At 72.9% G+C, this 25,177-nt stretch carries 17 protein-coding genes and 1 riboswitch; of the genes, 8 read left to right on the top strand and 9 right to left on the bottom strand.

Annotated features, from left to right (window positions below; translation table 11 throughout):
- Positions 1-239 precede the first annotated feature (239 nt).
- Both ACFYZL_RS36305 and ACFYZL_RS36300 read right to left on the bottom strand, forming a co-directional pair.
- Positions 240-1,031: a hypothetical protein gene (locus tag ACFYZL_RS36305; RefSeq protein WP_384752853.1), complete on the bottom strand. Its 792-nt coding sequence runs from the start codon at positions 1,029-1,031 to the stop codon at positions 240-242.
- A 188-nt stretch (positions 1,032-1,219) separates the two neighbouring features.
- Positions 1,220-2,899 (bottom strand): PucR family transcriptional regulator, encoded by a 1,680-nt coding sequence (locus ACFYZL_RS36300; RefSeq protein WP_384752850.1) that lies wholly within the window; start codon positions 2,897-2,899, stop codon positions 1,220-1,222.
- Positions 2,900-3,584: 685 nt separating this feature from the next.
- On the opposite strand from ACFYZL_RS36300, the gene ACFYZL_RS36295 reads away from it, so the two are divergent.
- From ACFYZL_RS36295 to ACFYZL_RS36280, 4 genes are all read left to right on the top strand, one after another.
- On the top strand, positions 3,585-5,048 hold the full coding sequence (locus ACFYZL_RS36295) for an NCS2 family permease (RefSeq protein WP_384752848.1): 1,464 nt from the start codon (positions 3,585-3,587) through the stop codon (positions 5,046-5,048).
- A gap of 74 nt (positions 5,049-5,122) precedes the next feature.
- Complete coding sequence (locus ACFYZL_RS36290; RefSeq protein ID WP_388685003.1) at positions 5,123-6,316, top strand: XdhC family protein; 1,194 nt, start codon at positions 5,123-5,125, stop codon at positions 6,314-6,316.
- Between the two features lie 129 nt (positions 6,317-6,445).
- Positions 6,446-7,696, top strand: a complete 1,251-nt coding sequence (locus ACFYZL_RS36285) for a YncE family protein (RefSeq protein ID WP_388685000.1) — start codon at positions 6,446-6,448, stop codon at positions 7,694-7,696.
- A 110-nt stretch (positions 7,697-7,806) separates the two neighbouring features.
- The gene (locus ACFYZL_RS36280; RefSeq protein ID WP_384752839.1) at positions 7,807-9,045 is read left to right on the top strand and encodes a GNAT family N-acetyltransferase; all 1,239 of its coding nucleotides are present in this window, start codon (positions 7,807-7,809) and stop codon (positions 9,043-9,045) included.
- An 8-nt stretch (positions 9,046-9,053) separates the two neighbouring features.
- On the opposite strand, the gene ACFYZL_RS36275 is transcribed toward ACFYZL_RS36280, so the two are convergent.
- Both ACFYZL_RS36275 and ACFYZL_RS36270 read right to left on the bottom strand, forming a co-directional pair.
- Positions 9,054-11,270, bottom strand: a complete 2,217-nt coding sequence (locus ACFYZL_RS36275) for a germacradienol/geosmin synthase (RefSeq protein WP_388684997.1) — start codon at positions 11,268-11,270, stop codon at positions 9,054-9,056.
- 112 nt (positions 11,271-11,382) lie between these two features.
- Complete coding sequence (locus ACFYZL_RS36270) at positions 11,383-13,377, bottom strand: ABC transporter ATP-binding protein (protein WP_384752833.1); 1,995 nt, start codon at positions 13,375-13,377, stop codon at positions 11,383-11,385.
- A gap of 374 nt (positions 13,378-13,751) precedes the next feature.
- Between ACFYZL_RS36270 and ACFYZL_RS36265 the strand changes: the two genes are divergently transcribed.
- Positions 13,752-13,973: a hypothetical protein gene (locus ACFYZL_RS36265; protein ID WP_384579908.1), complete on the top strand. Its 222-nt coding sequence runs from the start codon at positions 13,752-13,754 to the stop codon at positions 13,971-13,973.
- A 118-nt stretch (positions 13,974-14,091) separates the two neighbouring features.
- Here ACFYZL_RS36265 and cobN read toward each other — a convergent pair whose 3' ends face one another.
- Complete coding sequence (gene cobN / locus ACFYZL_RS36260) at positions 14,092-17,712, bottom strand: cobaltochelatase subunit CobN (protein ID WP_388684992.1); 3,621 nt, start codon at positions 17,710-17,712, stop codon at positions 14,092-14,094.
- 53 nt (positions 17,713-17,765) lie between these two features.
- Positions 17,766-17,844: riboswitch (cobalamin riboswitch) on the bottom strand.
- Positions 17,845-18,239: 395 nt separating this feature from the next.
- Here cobN and ACFYZL_RS36255 point away from each other — a divergent pair.
- Genes ACFYZL_RS36255 through ACFYZL_RS36245 form a run of 3 tightly spaced genes read left to right on the top strand, consistent with a single transcriptional unit; the run spans position 18,240 to position 21,638 of the window.
- A complete protein-coding gene (locus tag ACFYZL_RS36255; RefSeq protein WP_388685009.1) occupies positions 18,240-19,484 on the top strand; it encodes a cobalamin biosynthesis protein CobG in 1,245 nt (414 codons plus the stop codon).
- Between the two features lie 4 nt (positions 19,485-19,488).
- On the top strand, positions 19,489-20,136 hold the full coding sequence (locus tag ACFYZL_RS36250) for a precorrin-8X methylmutase (protein ID WP_388684989.1): 648 nt from the start codon (positions 19,489-19,491) through the stop codon (positions 20,134-20,136).
- Positions 20,133-21,638 (top strand): precorrin-2 C(20)-methyltransferase, encoded by a 1,506-nt coding sequence (locus ACFYZL_RS36245; RefSeq protein WP_384752821.1) that lies wholly within the window; start codon positions 20,133-20,135, stop codon positions 21,636-21,638. The genes ACFYZL_RS36250 and ACFYZL_RS36245 overlap by 4 nt, the downstream gene beginning before the upstream one ends.
- Before the next feature lie 52 nt (positions 21,639-21,690).
- Here ACFYZL_RS36245 and ACFYZL_RS36240 read toward each other — a convergent pair whose 3' ends face one another.
- Genes ACFYZL_RS36240 through cbiE form a run of 4 tightly spaced genes read right to left on the bottom strand, consistent with a single transcriptional unit; the run spans position 21,691 to position 25,088 of the window.
- Entirely contained in the window at positions 21,691-22,377 is a 687-nt protein-coding gene (locus tag ACFYZL_RS36240) for a hypothetical protein (protein WP_388684986.1), read from the bottom strand.
- On the bottom strand, positions 22,374-23,126 hold the full coding sequence (locus tag ACFYZL_RS36235) for a cobalt-precorrin-6A reductase (RefSeq protein ID WP_384756928.1): 753 nt from the start codon (positions 23,124-23,126) through the stop codon (positions 22,374-22,376). The genes ACFYZL_RS36240 and ACFYZL_RS36235 overlap by 4 nt, the downstream gene beginning before the upstream one ends.
- Positions 23,116-23,865: a precorrin-4 C(11)-methyltransferase gene (cobM, locus tag ACFYZL_RS36230; RefSeq protein WP_384756931.1), complete on the bottom strand. Its 750-nt coding sequence runs from the start codon at positions 23,863-23,865 to the stop codon at positions 23,116-23,118. The genes ACFYZL_RS36235 and cobM overlap by 11 nt, the downstream gene beginning before the upstream one ends.
- On the bottom strand, positions 23,862-25,088 hold the full coding sequence (cbiE, locus tag ACFYZL_RS36225; RefSeq protein WP_388684983.1) for a precorrin-6y C5,15-methyltransferase (decarboxylating) subunit CbiE: 1,227 nt from the start codon (positions 25,086-25,088) through the stop codon (positions 23,862-23,864). The genes cobM and cbiE overlap by 4 nt, the downstream gene beginning before the upstream one ends.
- Positions 25,089-25,177 lie beyond the last annotated feature (89 nt).

The following is a 25,177-nucleotide window of genomic DNA, read 5'->3' as shown; positions in this document are numbered from 1 at the left end:
CCGCCGGAGGCCGCTGCCGGCCCCCGGCCGACCTGGGCCTACCCGGGCGCGCCGGGCGGTTTGTGCCCGGGGGGGGTTGTTTTGCCCGGAGGGCAAATCCAGCCCCGCCGGCGTTTGAGGCGCGGGGGTCCGGGGGCAGAGCCCCCCCGGCACCGGTGCCGCACCCGCCCCCGCACCCGACGCGGGAGCCGCCCCCAGGAGCCGCCCCGCAGCGGATCGCGCGCCCGGCCCCGCGGGAGCTAACCCGCGGGGGACGGCGTCGGGGAGAGTTGGTCCGCCAGCCAGGTGGGGATGCCGCCCAGCAGGTGGAACAGGCGCCGGGCCTCCGCGCGTAGACGCGTCGCCTCCGGCTCCGGTTCGGCCTCGGCCAGGGCGGCCAGCGCCGGGGCCGTGCCGACCAGGAAACCCAGCTCCTCCCGGATGCGGAGGGACTCCAGGAAGCCCTTGCGGGCCTCCGCCACCTCCCCGTCCCGCAGGGCCAGCGCCGCGAGGTGCCGCCACGTGAAGGACAGCAGCAGTACGTCCCCGTGCGCCTCGGCCCCCGCGTGGGCCCGCCGGTACGCCGGCCTGGCCGACTGCGGGGCGTCCGCCAGGTGCTCGGCGACCAGCCCCCGGCGGAAGTCCAGCAGCGGGCGGGTCCGGGATCCCGGGGACAGCAGCGCCGCCGCCCGGCCCAGCGCGGAACGGGCCTCGTCGGCCCGGTCGCGTACGCCCAGCACGGTCGCCGCGTAGGCCAGCTGGCCCCGCTCGCAGGCCGCCGCGCCGCGGTCGTCGTCGTCCTGCGACACCGCTTCGGCGACCCGCAGCGCGTCCTCGGCCTCGGCCCAGCCCTGCCCCGTGAACAGGCACCTCTCGACCAGCAGTGCGGTCCGCTGGACGGCCGCCCCCGGCTTCGGGGTCTCGCCCGCGCGGGGCGTCAGCAGCGCGGCCGCGTCGGTCCAACAGCCGCGCGAACGCAGTCGCCATATCGCCCGCTGGAGGGGGTCTTCTCCCCCCGTGGATCCGGCACCGGACATGGCGGTCTCCGCCACATTGCCCTCCCCAAAGCAATCAAGCAGCACGTCGTCGAGCCCTGGGGCGAAATGAGAGCACGGATCGACGGCTCCGGCCAAGGGGTCGGGTGAACTCTTTCACAAAGTCCGGACACCTCGTCAGCCGCCCCCGGCCGGCGGACCGGGCGGGGGCGGATGGGATACGGCCTGCGTACGGCCGGAATGGGTCAGCTCATGCGCAGTGCGAGGAAGAAGTCCAGCTTGTCCTCCAGCCGCGACAGGTCGCGCGCCGTCAACTGCTCGATTCGCCCGACCCGGTAACGCAGCGTGTTGACGTGGAGGTGCAGTCGCGTCGCGCAGCGGGTCCAGGAACCGTCGCAGTCCAGGAACGCCTCCAGCGTCGGGATGAGCTCCGCCCGGTGGCGCCGGTCGTAGTCCCGCAGCGGGTCCAGCAGCCGCGCCGTGAACGCGCGCCGCACGTCGTCCGGCACGAACGGCAGCAGCAGCACGTGCGAGGCCAGCTCGTGGTGGCCGGCCGCGCAGACCCGGCCCGGGCGGGCCGCGGCGACCCGGCGGGCGTGCCGGGCCTCCTCCAGCGCCCCGCGCAGCCCCTCGGCGGAGTGCACGGCCGCGCTGACGCCCAGCGTGAGCCGGCCGTCGTCCGACAGACCGGCCTGCAGCGGGTCGCGTACGGCCGCCAGCAGCTCGTCGGCGTGCAGCGCCGAGTCCGGGCCCCGGTCCTCGGAGGTCTCCCCGGGCAGCGAGGGGAGCGGCACCAGCGCGATGGCCTCGTCACCCGCATGGGCCACCGCGATCCGGTCGGAGGGCTCCGGCCCCGACACGGACGGGTCGACGAGGATCTCCTCCAGCAGCGACTGGGCCACCGGGCCGCCGGGGATGTCCCCGCCGTCCCAGTCGACGCGGGCCACCACGACCTGCCAGTGCGGGGCGCCGCCGACGCCGGGCAGCAGCACGGGGGCCGCCACCCGCAGGCGGGCTGCGATCTCGGCGGGCGGGGCACCCGTCTGGACCAGTTCGAGGACTTCCTGCGCGAGGCGGCGGCGCACCGTGCGCGCCGCGTCCCGCCGGTCGCGCTCGACGGCGATCAGCTGGGTGACGCCCTGGAGCAGGTCGAGGCGCTCGGCGGGCCAGTCGCCGGCGTCCGCCTCCACGGCCAGCAGCCAGTCCGACAGCACGCTCTCGCGCACGTCCTTCGGGGCCGGACCGGTGGGGCCGCGCCCGGCTCCCCTGATCGGGAAGAGCGAGTAGGTAATACCCTGGATGGAGATCCGGTGCGGTCCCCTGCGGCCCGTCCGGACCGCCGCGAGGTGCTCGCTCGCCAGTGCAGCGCACACCCCCGGCGCCAGTGGTTCGCCCGCTCCGGCGATCTGCCGGCCCGTCGGGGACAGCACCCAGGCCCGGAGATCGAGGTCCGTGGTGAGCAGATCCAGCACCACATCGGGACCGCCGCCCGCGGGACCCGAGGTCATCAGACGGCGGTGCCGGTCGACCACGGCCGCGAGGTCGCCGGCACGCTCCCCCGAAACCTGCCGCACCACGTATTCCGTGATCGTGGCGAATGCAACGTCCTCGTTCACTGCGAACAGCGGCAGACGGTTGCGGACGCAGGCCGAAACCAGATCGTCCGGGATGTCCCCGAGCTCGGCCTCGCCCGCCGCGAGCCCGGCGACGCCCGCGCTCGCGAGCAGTCGTACGAACGGCTCGGAATCGGCTGAATTTCGTCTCCATGCCAGGCCGGTGAGGACGAGCTCACCTCCGGACAGGTATCGGCTGGGATCGCGCAGGTCGGTCGTCATGACCCCGCGGACGGTACGGTCGAGCTCTTCCTCGCCGCCCAGCAGCCGCAGCCCCAGCGCCTCGGTTTCCAGCAGTGCGCGCAGCCGCATGATGTCGCCGCCGATCTGTCTCGTTGTTGCCGTTGGAAATCGGGCAGGTTGTCGCGTCCTGCCTTTCATACGAATCTACAAGACGAGGGAGCCCCTCAGCCAACTCCTTCATGGTTTCGGTGACTGCACTCGGGGGACGCGCGGCTTGTGTACTGACTCCACACCGCATTAACAACACGTGAACGACCAGTCGAGAGGCGTCGGCTTCCTGGCTTGAAGTGAACGCTCCGATGACGTAGAAGAGAGCCGCTCATGGACTTCCTTCGCCCCAAAGGCCGGAAGGAGGCGCTCGCCGCCCAGGCGGAGAGCCCACCGGCCTCGTCGATCGCGGGTGGCCGGCCGGAAATCCTCACCGGGATTCTCCAGGACGGAGCGGTGCGGGTGCCGACAGGCCCCGGAACCCCCTGAGACTTCCGGGCGGTGTGACACGGGAACGTCACACTTGCCGCCGCACCGCCCGGAGCAACACGAAGTGCCGCACCGCTCGCGGTCCCTTCACCTGGCAGTACCCCTGCAAAAAACACGTAGTACCAGCGGGTCACCCCCGCACTACCCGCAGTACACGCAATGAAATCTCGCGTCGCCTCGGGCCGTCACCCCGGGTCGTGCAGCCAACGCAGTTTCCCAAATCCCGCGTCTTCAATCTTCTTGCGGGTGCCCCTTTGAACCTTGGGAGTTAGGCACCATGACCCAGTCGTCTGTGGAGCCCAAGACCAGTGCGGATGAAGCCGGTGACGGCTCTCTGAACCCCGCCGGGCGTTCTTGGCTCGACCGGTACTTTCACATAACCCACAGAGGGTCCAACATCGGCAATGAGGTTCGTGGCGGTATCACGACCTTCATGGCGATGGCGTACATCCTCCTGCTCAACCCGCTCATCCTCTCCGGCAAGGACGTCGCCGGAGACACCATGAGCCAGAAGGCCCTGATCACGGCCACGGCCTTCGCCGCCGCCCTGACCACGCTCCTCATGGGCTTCGTCGGCAAGGTGCCGCTCGCGCTCGCAGCCGGACTCTCCGTGTCCGGTGTGCTGTCCTCGCAGGTCGCTCCGCAGATGACCTGGCCGCAGGCCATGGGCATGTGCGTGATGTACGGCGTCGTGATCTGTCTCCTGGTCGTCACCGGCCTCCGCGAGATGATCATGAACGCCATCCCGCTCGCGCTCAAGCACGCCATCACGATGGGCATCGGCCTCTTCGTGGCGCTGATCGGCCTGGTCAAGGCCGGTTTCGTCGGCAACGGCGGGGAATTCGCTCCCCCCGTCACGCTGGGTGCGGCCGGTGAGCTCGCAGGCTGGCCCGTGTTCCTCTTCTGCATCACCCTGCTGACGATCTTCATGCTGCAGGCCCGCAAGGTCCGCGGCGCGATCCTCATCGGCATCGTCGGCGGCACCGTCCTCGCCGCGATCCTGAACGCCGTCGTCGACATCGACGCCAAGGCCTGGAAGAACGGTCCTCCGGTCCTCTCCGGCTCGGCCATCTCGATGCCCGACTTCTCGCTCTTCGGCAAGGTCGAGTTCGGCGGCTGGGGCGACGTCGGCGTCATGACCGTCGGCATGATCGTCTTCACCCTGGTCCTCGCCGGCTTCTTCGACGCCATGGCGACCATCATCGGTGTCGGTACCGAGGCCAAGCTGGCCGACGAGCAGGGCCGCATGCCGGGTCTGTCCAAGGCGCTCTTCATCGACGGTGCCGGTGGCGCCATCGGTGGTATCGCGGGTGGTTCCGGCCAGACCGTCTTCGTCGAGTCCGCCACCGGCGTCGGTGAGGGAGCCCGCACAGGCCTCGCCTCCGTCGTCACCGGCCTCTTCTTCGCCGCCTGCCTCTTCTTCACCCCGATCACCCAGATCGTCCCGGGTGAGGTCGCCTCCGCCGCCCTGGTCGTCATCGGTGCGATGATGATGCAGAACGCCCGCCACGTGGACTGGGCCGACAGCGCGACCGCGATCCCGGTCTTCCTGACCGTCGTGATCATGCCGTTCACCTACCAGATCACCGCTGGTGTCGCCGCCGGTGTCATCTCCTACGTCGCCATCAAGGTCGCGCAGGGCAAGGCCCGCGAGGTCGGTGCCTTCATGTGGGTGCTCACCGGTATCTTCCTGATCTACTTCGCCCTGCACCCGATCGAGGGCTGGCTCGGCGTCAAGTAAGCCGGGGGAGTGATCACCACCTGACCCTCCACGCATCCGACACCGGATCCGAGAAAACCTCCCAGGAGGCCGCCGTGCTGGACATCGCCGAGGAACTGAACCGGTGGGTCCGGCAGGGGCGCGAGTTCGCAGTCGCCACGGTCGTGGCGGTCGGCGGAAGCGCCCCGAGGCAGCCCGGGGCCGCCCTCGCCGTCGACGGCGAGGGGACGGCGATCGGATCGGTTTCCGGTGGATGCGTGGAGGGCGCGGTGTACGACCTGTGCCTCCAGGCGCTGGAGGACGGCGAGACCGTCCTGGAGCGCTTCGGGTACAGCGACGACGACGCCTTCGCCGTGGGTCTGACCTGCGGCGGAATCATCGACATCCTCGTCACCCCGGTCCGCGTGGGTTCTCCCGCGCGGGCCGTTTTCGCGTCCGCCCTGGAGGCCGCGTCCCGCGGCGAGGCCGCGGCCGTGGCGAGGGTCGCCGAGGGCCCCGCGGGCCTGATGGGCGGAGCGCTCCTGGTCCGCGCGGACGGCTCGTACGAGGGCACGCTCGCCGCCCTGCCGCAACCCGGTGCCGCCCTCGGCGGACACCCGGAGCTGGACCGGGCCGTCGCCGACGAGGCCCGCGCGATGCTCGACGCCGGCGCGACCGGAGTGCTGGAGATCGGCGCCGACGGCCGGCTCTGCGGAGAGCCGCTCAAGGTGCTGGTCGAGTCCAGCGTCGCGCCCCCGCGGATGATCGTCTTCGGGGCCATCGACTTCGCCTCCGCCCTGGTGCGGATCGGCAAGTTCCTCGGCTACCGGGTGACCGTGTGCGACGCCCGGCCGGTGTTCGCGACGAGGACCCGCTTCCCCGAGGCGGACGAGATCGTCGTCGACTGGCCGCACCGCTACCTGGAGGCCCAGACCGCGGACGGCGACCTGGACGGCCGTACCGTCCTGTGCGTGCTCACCCACGACGCCAAGTTCGACGTCCCGCTCCTGGAGGCGGCCCTCAGGCTTCCGGTCGCGTACGTCGGCGCCATGGGCTCGCGCCGCACCCACGAGGACCGCAGCCGGCGGCTGCGCGAGGCCGGCGTCACCGAGCTGGAACTGGCCCGGCTGCGATCCCCGATAGGCCTGGACCTCGGCGGCCGGACCCCGGAGGAGACCGCGCTGTCCATCGCCGCCGAGATCGTCGCCAACCGGCGCGGCGGCAGCGGCGTCTCCCTGGCCGGCGCGCACACCCCGATCCACCCGGACCCGTCGAAGAAGGCGAACGGCCGGATAGGGTCCGTCGCCTGACGGCCCGGATTTCACGGACGACGGGGCGCAACTCCCAAGGGGTTGCGCCCTTTTGACGTTCCGTCTATTTTACCGGCCGGTAACAGGAGGCACTCTCTCCATCCCTTCCCCCACACCGGAGCCGAGCGGATGATACGTACCCTGCGAACCCTGGGCGTGCTGGCCGCGGCCGCACTCCTCACCGCCGCCGTGCCGGCCGCCGCCGCTCCGGCGGTCGGGGCTCCCGGCGACGGACTGCGGGAGGTGCTCTTCGTCGGGAACAACTGGGAGGGCACCGCCGACGTCCTCGCCTCCACCGGAGACCTCGCGAAGATCGGCCGGATCGACGTGATCCCCGACAAGGCGGAGCGGTTGCGGGAGATCTACCTCAACCCCGTCAAGCTCGCCTTCTTCCTCGGGGTGCGGCAGACCGCCGGCGAGGGTCACGACCAGTTCGTCGACGACATGTACACCACCCCCGACGGCACGGCCGTGGTCGCCTCCCGGCCCAGCTTCGCCGACGTCGTCTCCATCGACGTGCGCACCGGCCGTGTGAACTGGCGCTTCCCCGTGGCCGGCTACCGCGCCGACCACATGGCGGTCTCGCCCGACGGGACGAGGGTCGCGGTCTCCGCCTCCACCGCCAACACCGTGCACGTCCTCGACATCGCCACCGGCAGGCAGGTCGGCTCCTTCGCCACCGGGGACAAGCCGCACGAGAACGTCTTCAGCCGCGACGGCCGTTTCCTGTGGAACAGCGCCATCGGGGACGTGACGTCCGCCCTCGACGCGCCCTGGCTGGACTGGACGAAGGGTGATCGGAAGATCACGATCGTCGACGCGCAGACCTTCCGCACGGTCCGGGTGATCGACATGCGGGAGCGGCTGGACGCCTTCGGCCGCCCCGACCTCTCCGACGCGGTACGGCCCGTCTCCTTCAGCCCCGACGAGTCGAAGTTCTACTTCCAGGTGTCGTTCCTGAACGGCTTCCTGGAGTACGACGTGGCCTCGGACCGGATCACCCGCCTCAAGATGCTGCCCGCGAACCCCGCCACCACCACCGACCGGACCAAGTGGGTCAACGACTCCCGCCACCACGGCATGTCCATGAGCCCGGACGGCTCCAAGCTCTGCATCGCGGGCACCATGGACGACTACGCGACCGTCGTGGACCGGGCCACCCTCACCGAGGGGCCGCTCGTGCCCGCCGACAAGCCGTACTGGGCCACCGTCGACGGCGACGGCACCTCCTGCGTGATCTCCGAGAGCGGGGCCGACCGGATCACGGCCATCGACTTCGCCACCGGGACCAAGCGGGTGTCCGTCCCGGTGGGCGACCACCCGCAGCGCGTCCGCCTCGGCCACGTCCCCGCCGGCTGGACGGGCCCGACGGCCGGCTGACGCCGGCGGTCGGGGCGGGGCGGCCGGCCGGGGGTGCGTGAACTGGCCAAACGTGCACATCAGGCCATTTTGGTGTGACCGGTCCGGGATGACCGATTAGTCTCGCGATCATGGTGGACATCCGTGAGGTACCCGAGGCAGACATCGACCGCGCTCTGGAGCTCGCGTACCTGGTCTTCCACGATCGCCCCGAGAAGGAGGCGCGGGAGAGGCACCACGCACTGCTGACGCGCTGCCGCCGGACCGGCGCCTACGACGGGGACGCCCTGGTCGGCTTCATGGCCGCGCACGACTTCCGGCTCTCGGTGCCCGGGGCGGACCTGCCCTGCCCCGGGCTCACCTTCGTCTCCGTCGCCCCCACCCACCGCCGCCGCGGCGTGCTCACCGGGCTGATGGCGGAGACCCTGGGGTACGCCGCGGCCACGGGCAGCCCGATCGCCGCGCTGTGGGCCTCCGAGGCCGCCATCTACGGCCGCTTCGGCTTCGGCAGCGCCACCACCGGAGTCACCGTCGAGATCGACTCCACCCGCCCGCTGGCCCTGCGGCTGGCCCCGGACCCCCGCCCGCTGCGCCTCGTCGACCCCGCCGGGGCCTTCGCGGAGATCGCCCCCTTCCACGACGCGGCCCGCGCCGTGCGGGCCGGCCGCCCGACCCGCAGCCCGGCCCGCTGGCACGAGGAGTGGCTGTGCGAACAGGCCGAGGACGACGACGAGTTGAGCCCGCCCCGGATCATCGTCCTCGGCGACCCGGGCGAGCCGATCGCCGGCTACGTGGTCTACCGCACCAAGGCGGAGGACAGCTCCCGACCCGTCCGCGCGCCGGGCCTGGTCCGCGTGGAGGAGCTGGAGGCCGAGACCCCCGCGGTGGCCGCCGCCCTGTGGGAGTGCATGGCCTCCCTCGACCTCACCGGCAAGGTCACCGCCTGGGGCCGGCCGGTGGACGACCCGCTGCTGCACTTCGCCGCCGACCGGGACCAGGTCCGGGTCACCGCCCAGTTCCCCGCGCTCTGGCTCCGCCTGGTCGACGTGGGGGCGGCGCTGACCGCCCGGTCCTGGGCCGCGCCCGTGGAACTCGTACTGGAAGTGCACGACGTACGGCTGCCCGCCAACGCCGGGCGGTTCCGGCTGAAGGCGGGGCCGGCCGGGGCGGCGTACGAGCACGCGGACACCGCCCCCGACCTGGCCCTGGACGTACGCGAACTGGCCGCCTGCTACCTGGGTGGGACCCGGGTCGTCGAACTCGTCGCGGCCGGGCTCGTACGGGAGCACGCGCCCGGCGCGGCGGCGGCGCTGGACGCGGCCCTGGCGACGGGGAACGGACTGCTGCCGCACACCGCCGACGAGTTCTGAGCGACGGCTCAGGCGGGCAGGGAGATCCGGGCCGCCGACATGCCGAAACCGGGCCGGCGGATCCGCGTCGACAGGGCGTCGGGCAGCCGGTACAGGTCCTCCGGTCGGTACCGGCGTGTGCCGCGGTGCCAGTTGAGGATCCCCGCGTGCCAGTTCTCCAGCTCGCCGACGTACGCGTCCACGGCGGCCCGGGCGTCGGCTCCGAGCTTCCAGTCCTCGTAGAGCAGGGGGAGTTGGTTCGCCACGATGTGCTCGAACTCCTCCGTGCGCTGGGTCATCAGCGCATGGCAGATGTCCAGGGCCTCCGGATAGCCGATGTCGAAGAAGTTGCGGGTCACCAGGATGTGGTTGTGCAGCTCGCCCTCGACCTCGATCTCCTTCTGGTAGGAGAAGATGTCGTTGATCAGGCAGGCGGCGTCCGAGACGGCGTTCTCCAGGGAGCGGATCGTCCCCGAGGCGTAGATCCCCTCGGGAATGCCCCGGCCCTGGTATCCCAGCCGGCACAGGTACATGGTGAGGCGGGAGCCGAACGTGAGGCGGCGCATCTCGGCGTAGTCCACCGGGTCCGGGACGCGGTTTTGGATCTGGTTGTCCACCTCCCACACCCAGCTCTCCAGCAGCTCCACCAACGTCGCGCGGAACTCGGTGCGTTGGCCCGGGGACATGTCGATCGTGGTGCGGACCCACAGATCGCACAGCGCCCGCTCCATCGCCGTCACCGGCACGGGCTGCTCGGCGTGGTCCACGGGCGTCATCGCGATCAGGCGCGCCGTGGTCGTCTTGGCCGCCGCCAGGTCCCGGCCGCGGCCGAAGACCAGCGGGTAGTAGTCGTCGGCGTACGTGCCCCAGCTCAGCCAGCACGCGTTGAGGAACAGCTCCTCGGGCGAGGCGTCCGGGTCGATGCCGGCCGAGCAGAGCGCGAAGTCGTACCCGCGCAGCTTCTCCTCGTCCCAGACGACGGAACCGGGATCGCCGGGCTGGGGCTCCAGCAGGCCCATGTCCCGGCACCAGGCCACCGACTCCTCGCGGGCGCGGGCCAGGTGCGGGCTGAGCCTGAGCTCGTGCGGCATGTGGATCTCGGGGACGACCGAGGGCCCGGTGCGCTCGAAGGGGACGTGGGTGAAGGAGCGGCGCCGCAGCTCCATCGAGCGTTTGACGAAGACGGACCGCAGGTCCAGCGCGCTCGTGCCGAGCCCGCCGGGGAGGAAGGGCAGGGTGGCGGGGGAGGTGCGCCTCGCCCCCTCGTTCATGTAGCGGCTGGAGACCATGTGCCATTCGTGGCCGCCGGACTGCCAGTCCTGCAGCCCCTTGACGTAGCCGAGGACGGCCGTGATCTCGGCGGGGTCCAGGGCGTGGTCGACGAAGAGCTGGGGCAGCTCGGTGAACACCGTCTGCTCGAACTGGTGGAGGCGGGAGGTCAGCAGGTCGTTCGCGGCCTCGGCGGCCTCCTGGGTGGTGCAGCCGAGGAAGGTCTCCAACACCAGCACGGCGTTGGAGAGTTCGCCCTCCTCGGTCACTTCCCGCTGGTAGGAGAACAGGTCGTTCCTGATGTGCACGGCATCGGAGAACGCGTCGCGCAGCACCTTGAGGGCCCGCGCGTGCGCGACGCGTGACGGGACCTCGGCGGACACGTACTCGATCAGTCCGGCCGACCAGGGGGCGCCGCCCACCTTGCGGCGCATCTCGATGTATTCGAGGGGGTTCGCGACGCGACCGATGTCGATGTTGGCGAGCTCCCACATGGACTCGTCGAGGAGGTTCCGCGTCGATTCGGAGAACCGTTCCCTCCAGTCGATCGACATCGCGGGCACGGTCCGCGCCCACAGGTCGGCGAGCCCCGCCTCGACGGGATTGGTCGGCTCGGGGAACCCCCGCGCGAGATCCATCGGCATGAAGGCGGCGAGCCGGTCGAGGTACTCCCGGGCGCCCGCACGGTCCTTCGTCCGCTTGAACGTCTCCAGGAAGTGGTCGTCGAAGAAGAACACCCACACGTACCAGTCGGTGACCAGCGACAGCGCGTCGCCGTCGCAATCGGGGTGGGTGTGGGCGCACAGCAGCGCGTAGTCGTGCGAGTCGAGGTCGCGCTCCTCCCAGACGCCGGAACCCTCCAGCATCCCGAAGTCGCGCGCCCACTGCTTGGTGTGGACCCTCGCGGCCTCGTAGTGGGGGTTCTGTCGCGCCGGGTGGGGCACGTAGAAGTCGGGCAGTCGGAACGGCTGCGTCACAGCGGGCGGGGCCTTTCGCTCGTGGGTACGGGGGCCGCTTCGCTCCGGCCCCCGCACGAGATCAGCAGTGCCCTACCCCTGCCGCCGCTGCGACAAGGGGAAGTTCACTTCATCAGGTGATGGATGTGTCCTTCTGTCGTTCGTGTGCCTGTCGTGGGATAGAAGGGTGCCGGCCGAACTGCTCGGCCTGCATCCGGTACATCGAGGCGTACCGGCCGTCGAGGGCCAACAGTTCCTCGTGGCCGCCCTGTTCGACGAGTCGCCCCTCGTGCAGTACGTGGATGACGTCGGCGTACCGCACCCCGGACATCCGGTGCGTCACCAGGACCACCGCCCGCTCCGGTCCCGCCAGGCCCCGGATGGACTCGAACGCGGCGATCTCCGCCTCCGGGTCCAGGGCCGAGGTGGGCTCGTCCACGACGATGACGCGGGCGTCGCGGAAGCGCGTACGGGCCAGGCCGAACTTCTGCCACTGCCCGCCGGACAGCTCCGACGCGCCCCGGAACACCCGGGCGAGCAGGGTCTCGTAGCCGTGCGGCAGCTTGTCGACGATCCGGTCGGCCCCGGCGTAGCGTGCCGCGGCCACCACCTCGGCGGCCTGCTCCACGGCCCGATCCGGATCCTCCTCTCCGGGCCTTCCGATGGCGATGTTGGTACGGGCGGTCACCGGCCAGCGCTCGAAGTCCTGGGTCAGGAGGGCGACCCGGTCGAAGACGGCTTCCCGGTCGGCGTCCCTCACGTCCACGCCGTCCCAGGTCAGTGACCCGGAGTCGGGCAGGTGGAGGCCGGCGAGGAGTTTGACGAGGGTGCTCTTGCCCGACCCGTTCTCCCCGACCAGGGCGACGACCGTGCCCGCCTCGATGGCGAGGGAGACCTCCGACAGCGCGGGCTCGTTCCGGTCCGGATAGCGGAAGCAGACCCCGTCGAGCCGTACGGCGGAGAGCCGCTCGGGCAGCGCCTGCCCGCCGGTCGGGATCGCCCGCCGCCCGGCCTCGGCCACGAACCGCTCCAGGTCCCGTACGTACAGGGACTCCTCGTGCAGGGTGTTGGTGGTGGCGACGAGCGCGCCCAGGCTCGCCGACCCGGTGCGCACCGCGATCACCGCGGTACCGGCGACGGCCAGGTCCATCCGCCCGGTGACGATGAGCGCCCCCATCGCCCCGTACGTGACCAGCGCCGCCACCCCGGACAGCGCGGCGGCGAGGAGCTCGGTCGCCGCCTTGTCCCGGGCGAGGCGGGTGGCCTCGCCCTCGGCGTGCTCGCCCATGTTGCGGTAGTGGCCGAGCAGATGGCGGCCGACCCCGTGCACCCGTACCTCGGGGGCCGACGTACGGGAGATCAGCAGCTGGCCGATCAGCCGGGCGGCCCTGACGTGTTCCACCCAGGTGATCATGGACAGGTACCGGCGCTGCGCCACCCGCATCGCACCCCAGCCGCGCGGCGCGGCGATCAGCACCAGCATGGGCAGCAGCAGCGGGTGCAGCACGGTCAGCACCCCGCCGGTGGCCAGCAGGGAGACGACCCCGCCCAGCGTGGCCACGCACGCCCCCACCGTGCGGCGTGCGGAGGGCGGACCCCACTGGGCGCTGTCGAGCAGCCGCCGGAACTCCCCGTCGTCGATGGCCTCCAGTTCCACCTCGACGGCGGCCTTCAGGTACTGCTCGTGCGCGGCCCGCTCCACCTTGGGCTCCAGGCGTCCGGCCGCCGCCGTCGACCGCGAGGCCAGGACGGCCCCGAGCACGGCGACCAGCACCCCGACGGCGAGCGCGGGCCCGGCCGCGTACAGCCGGTCGCCGGGACTCCCCGTGCCGAGCAGGGTCCGCAGCACATCGCTCAGCACGAGCAGTCCGACGGCGGCGGTCACCCCCTGCCCGGCCTCGGCGACCGCGACGGTGAGCAGCGCCCGCCGGTCGCACTCCCAGGCGAGCCGCAGCGTCCCGCGGGCCATGCGGGGCATGGCCCGCAGGGTGGTGAGGAGCCGGCTCTCCAACTGGGCGTACTCGTGCTCGGCCCAGCCGGCTTCGTAGCGCAACGGACCGCCGAAGAGCCGCCGTTCGCTCTCGGAGACGGCGGGCCGGCCCTTCTCGGGCCTGCGGAGCAGCCTCATGCGCGGCCACCCCCGCCCCATGCCTGGTCGAACACCACATGTACGTGCACGGATCGCAAGATTCCTCCCGAGCTGTCACGGCCACGAACTGACGCCGCAAGAACGTGGCTGTTCAGAGCGGCGTCACGGCCCCGGGGGAACGAACTCCCGCACACACTTGCGCCCCGGCGGTCGACCCCAAGCGGCGTCCGGGAACGGCTCCGTGACACGGCGTTCGAACCACCCGGAGGTGGCGATGACCCCCTTCGAGGGATTGCGTCCGACTCGGCGGCGTCGGCGCCCGGGCATGTCCCGGGGTGTCGAGACATGGGGTGATTGTCGGATTAGGTTAGTTTGTCCGTGTTGTGGTTCCGGCGTTCCGGGAGGGAACACCCATGGCTATCGATCTGGACAAGGTGCTCGACAAGGCGTGGGCCGAGAAGCCCCTCTCCGAGGTGCTTTCGGCTCCCGTTTCCGCGCTCAAGGGCGTCACCGACAAGGACGGCGAGCTGCTCGCCCAGGCGTTCGGGGTGAAGACCGTCGCCGACTTCGGGCAGCTGAAGTACGCCCGGTGGGCGCAGGCGCTCGTCGCGCTGAACCAGACCGTCAAGGTCTAGTCGGCCGGGCGCGGTCCGCGTATTCGGGGTCCGTGGACATGGCAGCGAAAAGACCGTCCTCCTCGCCCTTTCCGTGGGCGAGGAGGACGGTCCGCATTTCGGACCCCGCGTCGGAGTCCTACTCCGCTTCGGCTTCGAGGTTGCCTTCCGTGTCCAGGTAGACCTGGCGGAGGGATTCGAGGATCTGCGGGTCCGGCTTCTCCCACATCCCGCGGGACTCGGCCTCCAGGAGACGCTCCGCGATGCCGTGCAGGGCCCAGGGGTTGGCCTCCTCCAGGAAGGCGCGGTTCGTCGGATCCAGGACGTAGGTCTCCGTGAGCTTGTCGTACATCCAGTCCGCGATGACGCCGGTCGTGGCGTCGTAGCCGAAGAGGTAGTCGACCGTCGCGGCGAGCTCGAAGGCGCCCTTGTAGCCGTGGCGGCGCATCGCCTCGATCCACTTGGGGTTGACCACGCGGGCGCGGAAGACGCGGGACGTCTCCTCGACCAGGGTGCGCGTCTTGACCGTCTCGGGGCGGGTGGAGTCGCCGATGTAGGCCTCGGGGGCCGTGCCGCGCAGGGCGCGGACCGTGGCCACCATGCCGCCGTGGTACTGGAAGTAGTCGTCCGAGTCCGCGATGTCGTGCTCGCGGGTGTCCGTGTTCTTGGCGGCGACGGTGATGCGCTTGTACGCCGTCTCCATCTCCTCGCGGGCCGGACGGCCCTCCAGGCCGCGGCCGTACGCGTAACCGCCCCAGACCGTGTAGACCTCGGCCAGGTCGGCGTCCGTGCGCCAGTCGCGGGAGTCGATGAGCTGGAGGATGCCCGCGCCGTACGTGCCGGGGCGGGAGCCGAAGATACGGGTCGTCGCGCGGCGCTCGTCGCCGTGGGCGGCCAGGTCCGCCTGGGCGTGGGCCCGGACGAAGTTGTCCGCGGCCGGCTCGTCCAGCGAGGCCGCGAGTCGGACCGCGTCGTCCAGGAGGCCGATGACGTGCGGGAACGCGTCGCGGAAGAAGCCCGAGATGCGCAGGGTCACGTCGATGCGCGGGCGGCCGAGCTCCGCGAGCGGGATGGGTTCCAGGCCCGTCACGCGGCGCGAGGCCTCGTCCCAGACCGGGCGGATGCCGAGGAGGGCGAGGGCCTCGGCCACGTCGTCGCCCGCCGTGCGCATCGCACTCGTACCCCAGAGGGACAGGCCGACGGAGGCGGGCCACTCGTCGTCGTGGTCCGCGCGGTAGCGGGCGAGGAGGGAGTCGGCGAGGGCCTGGCCCGTCTCCCACGCGAGGCGGGAGGGGACGGCCTTCGGGTCGACCGAGTAGAAGTTGCGGCCGGTGGGCAGCACGTTGACCAGGCCGCGCAGCGGCGAACCGGAGGGGCCCGCCGGGACGAACCTGCCGTCCAGGGCCGAGACCACGTGGGCGATCTCGTCCGTGGTGCCGGCCAGACGCGGGACCACCTCGCGGGCGGCGAAGGAGAGGACGTCGGCGACCGGCTGCGGGTGGCCGGCGGCGACGGCGGCCACCGCGTCCTGGGACCAGTCCGCCTCCTCCATCGCCTGGACCAGGGCGCGGGCCTGCTCCTCGATGGCGTCCGCCGAGGTACGGGTGGCCGCCGACTCGTCCAGACCGAGGGCCTCGCGCAGGCCCGGGAGGGCCGTCGTACCGCCCCAGATCTGGCGGGCGCGCAGGATCGCGAGGACCAGGTTGACGCGGGACTCGCCGGTCGGGGCTCCGCCGAGGACGTGCAGACCGTCGCGGATCTGGGCGTCCTTGACCTCGCACAGCCAGCCGTCGACGTGCAGCAGGAAGTCGTCGAAGCCGTCGTCGTCGGGGCGTTCGGCCAGACCCAGGTCGTGGTCGAGCTTCGCGGCCTGGATCAGGGTCCAGATCTGCGCGCGGATGGCCGGCAGCTTGGCCGGGTCCATCGCGCTGATCTGCGCGTACTCGTCCAGGTGCTGTTCGAGGCGGGCGATGTCGCCGTACGACTCGGCGCGCGCCATCGGCGGGACGAGGTGGTCGATGAGCGTGGCGTGGACGCGGCGCTTGGCCTGGGTGCCCTCACCCGGGTCGTTGACCAGGAACGGGTAGATCAGGGGCAGGTCGCCGAGGGCCGCGTCGGGGGCGCAGGAGGCGGACAGGCCGGCGTTCTTGCCCGGCAGCCACTCCAGGTTGCCGTGCTTGCCCAGGTGGATCATCGCGTCGGCGCCGAAGCCGCCGTCGGCGGCCGCCGCCTGGATCCAGCGGTACGCCGCCAGGTAGTGGTGCGACGGCGGCAGGTCCGGGTCGTGGTAGATCGCGATCGGGTTCTCGCCGAAGCCGCGCGGCGGCTGGATGAGGATCAGCAGGTTGCCGCGGCGCAGGGCGGCCAGGACGATGTCGCCCTCCGGGTTGGCGGAGCGGTCGACGAACATGTTGCCGGGCGCCTCGCCCCAGTGCTCCTCGACGCTCTCGCGGAGGTCGGCGGGCAGCTCGGAGTACCAGCGCTTGTAGTCCGCCGCCGGGATCCGGACCGGGTTGCGGGCCAGCTGCTCCTCGGTCAGCCAGTCCTGGTCGTGGCCGCCGGCCTCGATGAGCGCGCGGATCAGCTCGTCGCCGTCGCCGGAGACCAGGCCGGGGATCTCGGCGGCCGGGCCGAAGTCGTAGCCGTGGGAGATGAGGGTGCGCAGCAACTCGACGGCGCTGGCCGGGGTGTCGAGACCGACCGCGTTGCCGATGCGGGAGTGCTTGGTGGGGTACGCGGAGAGGACCAGCGCGATCCGCTTGTCACGGCGGTCGGTGTGGCGCAGGCGGGCGTGGCGCACGGCGATGCCGGCGACGCGGGCGGCGCGCTCGGGGTCTGCCACGTAGGCGGGCAGGCCGTCCTCGTCGAGCTCCTTGAAGGAGAACGGGACCGTGATCAGACGGCCGTCGAACTCGGGCACGGCGACCTGGGTGGCGGCGTCGAGGGGCGACAGGCCCTCGTCGTTCTCCTCCCAGGCGGAGCGGGAGCCGGTCAGGCACAGGGCCTGGAGGATCGGCACGCCGAGGGCGGCGAGGGCGCCGGCGTCCCAGGACTCGTCGTCACCGCCCGCGGAGGCGGTGGCGGGCTTGGTGCCGCCGGCGGCGAGGACGGTGGTGACGATCGCGTCCGCGGACTCCAGGGCCTGGAGGAGCTCCGGCTCCGGGGTGCGCAGGGAGGAGACGAAGAGGGGGAGGGGCCGGGCGCCCTGGGCCTCGATCGCGTCGCAGAGGGCGTGCACGAAGGCGGTGTTGCCGGACATCTGGTGGGCCCGGTAGTAGAGCACCGCGATGGCCGGGCCGGTGGTCTGCTCGGAGGCGCGCTCCAGGGGGCCCCAGGTGGGGGCGGCGGCCGGGGGCTCGAAGCCGTGGCCGGTGAGGAGGACCGTGTCCGAGAGGAAGCGTGCCAGCTGGCCGAGGTTGGCCGGGCCGCCGTGCGCGAGGTAGGCGTGCGCCTCGGCCGCGATGCCGATGGGGACCGTGGAGGCCTCCATCAGCTGGGCGTCGGGGGCCTGTTCGCCGGTCAGGACGACGACGGGGCGGGTCTGGTCGGGGGCGAGGAGGACGTCGAGACCGTCCTGCCATGCGCGGATTCCGCCGAGGAGGCGTACGACGACCAGGTCGACCCCGTCGAGGAGCGCGGGGAGGTCGTCGAGGGGGAGCCGGGAGGGGTTCGCGAAGCGGTAGTCGTCCGTGGCGGCGGCGGTGTTCGCGGCGCGGGCGCTGAGCAGATCGGTGTCGGACGTCGACAGCAGCAGGATCATGCGGCGGCAGGCCTTCCTCGGGGTTTCCGCGCCCCGGGCAGTGAGGACAGCGGGAGTTCCTGACTCACCCCGCGGGTCGCTCCGCGGGGTTCACAGTGGCGGGACCGCGCCGGAATCGCACCGGGCTTCCTCCCATGTCGCCGTCCTCGGCGATGGCGGACCGTGTGGCGCCGCCGGGATCATCCTAGGGGTCCTTTGCCCTGGCCGGGCGAGGTGGGGTGCCGGTGCTGCGCGGGCGGGTGCGGGGTCGGGTGCGGGTCCGCTGCCGGGGCTCTGCCCCGGACCCCGCGCCTCAAACGCCGGCGGGGCCGGATTGGCCGACCGGGGCCGGGTTGGCCGGGTGCGGACGGGGTGGCCGGGTGGGGACGGGGTGGGACGGGGGGACGGGGTGGCAGTGCGGGGCCGGGTCGGCCGGGTGGGGACGGGAAAGTCGGGCGGGGCTGGACCGGGGTGGGAGGTGACGGTGTGGCGGGTTCCGGGTGCTCAGGGTGGCGACGGACACAGGTCGGGGGAGCGGAAACGTGGGTATGCTCGCCGCCATGCCCCAGCCCCCTGTCGCCGCATCGCGGGACGAACCCGTCATACGGGACCGCGGTGACGCCTGCCCCGGCGCGCTGCGGCTGCACGCCGCGGACGACGGGTTCCTGGCGCGCGTGCGGATCCCCGGCGGGCTGCTGACCGCGCCGCAGGCCGCCGCGCTGGCGCTCGCCGCCGACCGGTTCGGGGACGGGCACCTGGAGCTCACCTCGCGCGGGAACGTACAACTGCGCGGCCTCGCCGACGGGTGCGGTGGCGGGCTCGCCGAGTTGCTCGACGCGGCCGGGCTGCTCCCGGCCCCGGCCCACGAGCGGGTGCGCAACATCGTCGCCACCCCGCTCGCCGACCCCGCCCCGGCGAGGGCGCTCGACGCGCTGCTCTGCGCCGACGCCCGCGTCGCCGCCCTGTCCGGGCGGTTCCTGTTCGCCGTCGACGACGGCCGCGGGGACGTCGCCGCGCTCGACCCCGACATCACCCTCCTCGGACCCGACCCGGACGGCCGTACGCTGCTGCGCCTCGGCGCGGCCCGCGACGCAGTCGAGGTCGCGGCCGAGGACGCGCCCCGGGCCGCCCTGCTGGCCGCCCACCACTTCCTCGACGCGGTGGACGGCGCCGGGACCCGGGCCTGGCGCGTGGCGGAGCTGACGGGTGAACACGCCCTGGATGTAGCCGAGTTCGGGCGGCTGTTGGACGGTCTCGGGATTCCCGCCCGGTACGTGGCGCAAGCACCGAGGCCGTACGCGCCGCCGCCCGAGCCCGGGGTCCACGCGGACGCGCTCTGCGTGCTGGTCCCGCTCGGCCGGCTCACCACCGCCCAATGGCGGACGCTGCCCGGAGAGTTGCGGGTCACGCCCTGGCGCAGCATCGTCGTCCACGGCGATGCCCCGGCCGTCGACCCCGGGCTCGTCACCGATTCCGACAGCGCCTGGCGATCCGTCACTGCCTGTACGGGGAAGCCCGGTTGCGCGAAGTCCCTCGCGGACGTGCGCGCCGATGCCCGTGCGCTCGTCCACGTGGCGACGGGCGAGCTGCCCGTGCACTGGTCCGGCTGCGAGCGCAGGTGCGGGCATCCGCGGGGGACGCGGTGGGTGGACGCCCTCGCCACGGGGGACGGATACCGCCTGTCCGTGAACGGGCGGGAACTGTCCCCCGCACCAACAGACTTGGCGGTCGGGCTAACGGCCGCGCGCAACGCGAACCCCTCAGAGATCCCTCAGAGTCCGAAGCCGCAGTGAAGAAATGAGCGAGTACACCGTGTTTGAGTACGAGAAGGACGGCGCCGCGATCTACCGCCAGTCCTTTGCCACGATCCGCGCCGAGGCGGACCTCTCCGGGCTGCCCGCCTCGGTCGCCCAGGTCGCGGTGCGCATGATTCACGCCTGCGGGATGACCGACCTGCCCCGCGACCTGGGGTACACGCCCGAGGTGGTGCTGCGGGCCCGCGCCGCCCTGGAGGCCGGCGCGCCGATCCTGTGCGACGTGCAGATGGTCGCCAGTGGCGTCACCCGCAAGCGGCTGCCCGCCGACAACGACGTGATCTGCACCCTCTCCGACCCGGCCGTGCCGGAGCTCGCCGCGAAGATGGGCACCACGCGCAGCGCCGCCGCACTCGAAGTCTGGCGCGACCGGGGCCTGTTGGAGGGCTCCGTGATCGCCGTCGGCAACGCGCCCACCGCGCTGTTCCGGCTGCTGGAGATGGTGGAGGAGGGCGCCCCGCGTCCGGCCGCCGTCATCGGCGTGCCCGTCGGTTTCATCGGCGCCGCCGAGTCCAAGGACGCCCTCGCCGCGCACCCCTCCGGGCTCGACCACCTGATCGTGCGCGGGCGGCGCGGCGGCAGCGCCATCGCCGCCGCGGCCCTCAACGCCATTGCGAGCGTGGCCGAATGAGCGAGCCGGTGGACAAGGGACGGCTGTACGGCGTCGGGCTCGGGCCCGGCGACCCGAACCTGATGACCCTGCGGGCCGTCGAGGTGATCGGCGAGGCGGACGTCGTCGCCTACCACAGCGCGCGCCACGGGCGGTCCATCGCCCGGTCGATCGCCGCGAAGCACCTGCGCGAGAGCCACATCGAGGAACCGCTGGTCTACCCGGTGACGACCGAGACCACCGACCACCCCGGCGGCTACCAGGGAGCGATGGAGGAGTTCTACGAGGCCGCCGCCGCCCGGCTGGCCGCACACCTGGACGCCGGCCGGACCGTAGCCGTCCTCGCCGAGGGCGACCCGCTCTTCTACAGCTCGTACATGCACATGCACAAGCGGCTCGCGGACCGCTACGAGACCGAGGTGATCCCCGGCGTCACCTCGGTGAGCGCCGCCGCCGCCCGGCTCGGCACCCCGCTCGTGGAGGGCGAGGAGGTGCTCACGATCCTCCCCGGCACCCTGTCCGAGGAGGAGCTCACCGCCCGCCTCGCCGCCACCGACTCGGCCGTCGTGATGAAGCTCGGCCGGACCTTCCCCGCCGTGCGCGGCGCGATGGAGAACAGCGGCCGGCTCGCCGAGGCGCGCTACGTGGAGCGCGCCACCATGGCGGGCGAGCGCACCGGGCTGCTGGCCGAGACGGACGCGGAGAGCGTGCCGTACTTCGCCGTCGCCGTGGTGCCGAGCCGCATCGGCAACCCGGGCAGCGTGCCCTCCGGGCCCGGCGAGGTCGTGGTCGTCGGCACCGGCCCGGCCGGGCCGCTGTGGCTGACCCCGCAGACCCGGCGGGCGCTCGCCGACGCCGAGGTGCTCGTCGGGTACACGACGTACCTGGACCGGGTGCCCGTCAAGCCGGGCCAGATCAGGCACGGTTCGGACAACAAGGTGGAGTCGGAGCGCGCCGAGTTCGCGCTCGACCTCGCCCGGCGCGGCAAGCGGGTGGCCGTGGTCTCCGGCGGCGACCCGGGGGTCTTCGCCATGGCCACGGCGGTCCTGGAGGTCGCCGGGCAGGACGGCTACAAGGACGTGCCCGTACGGGTCCTGCCGGGCGTGACGGCCGCCAACGCCGCCGCCGCCGCGGCCGGAGCGCCCCTCGGCCACGACTACGCGACCGTGTCGCTGTCGGACCGCCTCAAGCCGTGGGAGGTCATCGCGGAGCGGCTGCGCGCCGCGGCCTCCGCCGACCTGGTGCTCGCCCTGTACAACCCCGGCTCGCGCAGCCGGACCTGGCAGGTGGCGCAGGCCCGCGAGCTGCTGCTGGAGCTGCGCGCCCCGCAGACCCCGGTGGTCGTCGCGCGGGACGTCGGCGGGTCGGAGCAGTCGGTGCGGATCGTCACGCTCGCCGAACTGGAGCCGTCCGAGGTGGACATGAGGACGATCCTGCTGATCGGCTCCTCGCAGACGCAGATCACCGAACGGGCCGACGGCTCGCGGATCACGTGGACCCCGCGCCGGTACCCGGAGGCCTGACCCGCGCGCCGGGGCGGGACGTCCCGCCCCGGCGCCACCCTCGGTGCCGTGCTCAGCACTGCCAGAGGAACGCCGCCCGGCCGCACGGCTCGCAGGCGTGCGCATAGGCCCTGCCGGAGCCGAAGTTGGGGGCGGTGAGGTGGTCCGGGCCCTCCCCCAGCTGGGCCACGAAGCCCATCGGGCCGCCGCAGTCCGGGCAGTCGGGCGTCTGGTCGTACTGGAGCCAGTCCGGGGTGCCGCCGAGCTGCCCGAGCACTTCGCCCCTCGGACGCCCGCTCCGCGCCGACCAGGCTTCGCAGGCCGGACGGTACTCCGCCCCGGCCACCGTCACCCGCTCGACGACACGCACCGCCCCGAGTTGGCGGACGTCGTCCTGCTCCTCGTCCTCGTCCTCGTCCTCGTCATCGTCGTCCTCGTCATCGTCCGGCTCCTCGGCGGCGGGGAGCGCGGGCAGGGGCACCGGCACCAGCCCGGCGGACGGGAAGAGGTACGCCCGGTTGCCGCCGGCCGTGGGGCTCCATTCCTCGCACATGCCCGGGGAGTTCGCGCACATGAAGACGGCGAGCACCCCGCGCTCGTCGTCGAGGACTATCTGGGCGATGAACTGGAGCGGGCCGGAACAGGTCGTGCAGGTGGGCCATTTCGTGCCGGGAGGCGCCAGCGGAAGGCCGCCGATGCGGGTGACCGGGGCATCGGGCGCGGCGGAGCCGTCGTTGATCATCAAAGTGGTAGTGCTCATGCCGGCCACTTCAGCACGGCCTCCACGGACTCCGCCACCGCGACACCTTCCGGCACCGGAGGGCGGGCCACCATCAGTACGGGGATCCCCGCCTCGCGGGCCGCGGTGAGCTTGGGGGCGGTGGCCGAGCCTCCGCTGTCCTTCGTCACCAGGACGTCGATCCGGTGGCGGGCCAGCAGCTCCCGCTCGTCGTCCAGGGTGAACGGGCCCCGGGCCAGTACGACTTCCAGCCGGGGCGGGGCGGGTGCGTCCGGCGGATCCACCGAACGCACCAGGAACCACGTTTCGGTGAGGTGCGCGAAGGTGTGCAGCCCCATCCGGCCCGTGGTGAGGAAGGCGCGGCTGCCGAGCGAGGGCAGCAGGGCCGCCGCCTCGGCGAGCGAGTCCGTGAAGGTCCACGCGTCGCCGGGCTCCGGGGTCCAGCCGGGGCGGCGCAGCGCCAGCAGCGGGATCCCCGAAAGGGCGGCCGCCTTTGCCGCGTTGAAGCTCATCCGCTCCGCGAACGGGTGGGTGGCGTCCACGAGGTGGGTGACCCGGTGGGCGGCGATCCACTCGGCGAGCCCGGCAGGGCCGCCGAAGCCGCCGATGCGGGTTTCGCCCGGCGGGAGCACGGGGGAGCCCACCCGGCCCGCGAGCGAGGTGGTCACCCGTCCCGCGCCCGCGTCCACGAGCGCGGCGGCGAGCCGGCGGGCCTCCGTCGTGCCGCCCAGGATCAGGACGTGGCGTCCGCGGGCCGTCTCAGCAGACATGCCGGTCGCGCTCGGGGGAGTACAGGTGGCTGTCGCGGAACTGCTCCGCGCCCAGCGTGCGGCCCACCACGATGACGGCGGTGCGGACCAGCCCGTGCTCCTTCACCCGGTCGGCGATGTCGGCCAGGGTGCCCCGCAGGATCAGCTCGTCGGGGCGGCTGGCCATCGCCACCACCGCCACCGGGCACTGTGCCCCGTAGTGCGGCAGCAGCTCGTCGACGACCCGGTCCACGTAGCGGGTTGCGAGGTGCAGGACCAGCAGGGCGCCGCTGCGGCCCAGCGTGGCCAGGTCCTCGCCGGGCGGCATCGGGGTGGCCTGCTGGGCGATCCGGGTCAGGATCACGGTCTGGCCGACGGTGGGAACGGTCAGCTCCCGCTTCAGCGCCGCCGCGGCCGCCGCGAAGGCGGGCACGCCCGGGACGACCTCGTAGGGGATGCCGGCCGCGTCGAGCCGCCGCATCTGCTCCGCCACCGCGCTGAAGATGGACGGGTCGCCGGAGTGCAGCCGAGCGACGTCCTCGCCCGCCTCGTGGGCCCGTACGCACTCGGCGATGATCTCGTCCAGGTTCAGCTGCGAGGTGTCGACCAGACGGGCGTCCGGCGGGCACTCGGCGAGCAGTTCGCGCGGGACGAGGCTGCCGGCGTACAGGCAGACCGGGGCGGCGGCCAGCGTCCGGGCACCGCGCACCGTGATCAGGTCGGCGGCGCCGGGGCCGGCACCGATGAAGTACACGGTCATGTCTGGTCCTGATCCTTTTCCTTGGTGACTGACCACTGGGTCACGGGCATGGCCTGCCGCCAGCCGGTGAAACCGCCCACCGGCACGGCGTGCGCGACGGCGAGCTTCACGAGTTCGCCGCCGTGCCGGCGGTAGCGCTCGGTGAGCACCGCCTCCGACTCCAGGGTGACGGTGTTGACGACGAGCCGGCCGCCGGGGGCCAGCGCCGCCCAGGTCGCGTCGAGGAGGCCGGGCGCGGTCAGCCCGCCGCCGATGAACACCGCGTCGGGGGCGGGGAGGCCCGAGAGCGCCTCCGGGGCGGCGCCGACGACCACGCGCAGGCCGGGTACGCCCATCGCCGCCGCGTTGCGGGTGATCCGCGCGGCCCGCTCCGGGACGCGCTCCACCGCCACGGCCCGGCAGGAGGGGTGCGTCCGCATCCACTCGATGCCGATGGAGCCGGAGCCGCCGCCGATGTCCCACAGCAGCTCGCCGGGGGCCGGGGCCAGCGCGCACAGGGTCGCCGCGCGGACGTGGCGCTTGGTCAGCTGGCCGTCGTGCTCGTAGGCGGCGTCCGGCAGGCCGGGGGTCGCGCCGAGGCGCGGGGCGGGGTGGGCCGGGTCGCGGAGGCAGTCGACGGCGACCACGTTCAGGGGGTCGCCGGGCGCGTGGTCCCAGCCGTCCGCTCGGCCCTCGTACGCGTCCTCGCGCTCGGAGCCGAGCTGTTCCAGGACCCGCATCCGGCTCGGGCCGAAGCCCCGCTCCCGAAGCAGAGCGGCGATCTCGTTCGGGGTCGCCGCTCCGGCGCTGAGCACCAGCACCCGGCGCCCCTCGTACAGGGCGGCCGCGAGCCGGGCCACCGGGCGGCCCACCACGGTGACGACCTCGGTGTCCTCCACCGGCCAGCCCAGGCGGGCGCAGGCGTAGGAGACGGAGGAGGGGTGCGGGTGGACGAGGAGGCCCCGCGGACCGAGCTCCTCGGACAGCGCGCGGCCGATCCCGTAGAACATCGGGTCTCCGCTGGCCAGCACCGCGATCCGGCGCCCGGCGTGCTCGGCGATCAGCTTCGGCACGGCCGGCCGCAGCGGGCTCGGCCAGGTCACCCGCCGCCCGGCGCACTCGTCGGCCGGCAACAGGTCGAGCTGGCGCGGTCCCCCGATCAGCACCTCGGCACGGGACAGCGCGGACCGCGCGGGGGCGGTGAGCCCGGCCCAGCCGTCGGCACCGAGGCCGACTACCGTCACGGGTATGGGGGGCGGTGCGGAGCTCACTGCGCGGTACCTCGGGGGCGGGGAGTGGACGGGCGGACGGGAGTGCGAACGACGGGGCGAAC

The sequence above is a fragment of the Streptomyces sp. NPDC001717 genome, assembly GCF_042892775.1.
In the GTDB taxonomy this organism is placed as follows: domain Bacteria; phylum Actinomycetota; class Actinomycetes; order Streptomycetales; family Streptomycetaceae; genus Streptomyces.
The sequence above is the reverse complement of the archived record's forward strand: the minus strand, read 5'-3'. Positions and strand labels throughout refer to the sequence as shown.